This is a genomic window from Kitasatospora sp. UYEF31 (assembly GCF_057291755.1).
In genome coordinates, this window is the sequence record NZ_JBXAWK010000140.1 from 1 (window position 1) to 1,844 (window position 1,844).

Here is a 1,844-nt window from a genome sequence, read left to right on the forward strand (position 1 = left end):
CTTACCCCAGGACTACCACCGCCTGGGCTGGACTACCTTCCTGCGTCACTCCATCGCTCACCTACTACCACCTTGGTTCAGCGGCTCCACCATCCAGTCCGTCCGAAGACTTCCCGGGGGCTTCACGGCCTTAACATCAGCGGGTTCGACGTTGGGCGTGTTAAAGCGGGTACGGGAATATCAACCCGTTGTCCATCGACTACGCCTGTCGGCCTCGCCTTAGGTCCCGACTTACCCTGGGCAGATTAGCTTGACCCAGGAACCCTTGGTCATCCGGCGCACACGTTTCTCACGTGTGATTCGCTACTCATGCCTGCATTCTCACTCGTGTAGCGTCCACCACTGGTTTCCACCGCGGCTTCACCCGCTACACGACGCTCCCCTACCCATCCGCACACCTGGACCACGAAGGCCTGGCTACAGTACGAATGACACGACTTCGGCGGTGCGCTTGAGCCCCGCTACATTATCGGCGCGGAATCACTTGACCAGTGAGCTATTACGCACTCTTTCAAGGATGGCTGCTTCTAAGCCAACCTCCTGGTTGTCTCTGCGACTCCACAACCTTTCCCACTTAGCGCACGCTTGGGGGCCTTAGTCGGTGCTCTGGGCTGTTTCCCTCTCGACCATGGAGCTTATCCCCCACAGTCTCACTGCCGCGCTCTCACTTACCGGCATTCGGAGTTTGGCTAAGGTCAGTAACCTGGTGAGGCCCATCACCTATCCAGTGCTCTACCTCCGGCAAGAAACACACGACGCTGCACCTAAATGCATTTCGGGGAGAACCAGCTATCACGGAGTTTGATTGGCCTTTCACCCCTAACCACAGGTCATCCCCCAGGTTTTCAACCCTGGTGGGTTCGGTCCTCCACACGGTCTTACCCGCGCTTCAACCTGCCCATGGCTAGATCACTCCGCTTCGGGTCTTGGGCGCGCGACTCCAGATCGCCCTATTCGGACTCGCTTTCGCTACGGCTACCCCACACGGGTTAACCTCGCCACACACCGCAAACTCGCAGGCTCATTCTTCAAAAGGCACGCAGTCACGGCCACCCCTGTCAAGACAAAGGCAACGACGCTCCCACGGCTTGTAGGCACACGGTTTCAGGTACTATTTCACTCCCCTCCCGGGGTACTTTTCACCTTTCCCTCACGGTACTAGTCCGCTATCGGTCATCAGGGAATATTTAGGCTTACCAGGTGGTCCTGGCAGATTCACACGGGATTTCTCGGGCCCCGTGCTACTTGGGAAAAATTCAAGTGAGCCGCTGATGTTTCGTCTACGGGGGTCTTACCCTCTACGCCGGACCTTTCGCATGTCCTTCGACTACACCAACGGTTTCTGACTCACCGACCAGCCGGCAGACCGATCAAGAAAAATCCCACGACCCCGCATGCGCAACCCCTGCCGGGTATCACACACATACGGTTTAGCCTCATCCGATTTCGCTCGCCACTACTCTCGGAATCACTGTTGTTTTCTCTTCCTGCGGGTACTGAGATGTTTCACTTCCCCGCGTTCCCTCCACACCGCCTATATATTCAGCGGCGGGTGACAGCCCATGACGACTGCCGGGTTTCCCCATTCGGACACCCCCGGATCACAGCTCGGTTGACAGCTCCCCGGGGCCTATCGCGGCCTCCCACGTCCTTCATCGGTTCCTGATGCCCAGGCATCCACCGTGCGCCCTTAGTAAATTGGCCACAGATGCTCGCGTCCACTGTGTAGTTCTCAAACAACGACCAGCCCCACGACCTCCGATGGCGCCTGCCATGCTCTACGAGCACAACGGTTCGACCATCCAGTCGAGACTGGAAACCCGAGGTGTACAAACCACAACCCC

Annotated in this window: 1 rRNA gene; it reads right to left on the reverse strand. The window is 57.9% G+C overall.

Annotated features, from left to right (window positions below):
* Positions 1–1,704 (reverse strand): 23S ribosomal RNA (locus AC0Z36_RS29545); the annotation flags it as partial.
* Positions 1,705–1,844 lie beyond the last annotated feature (140 nt).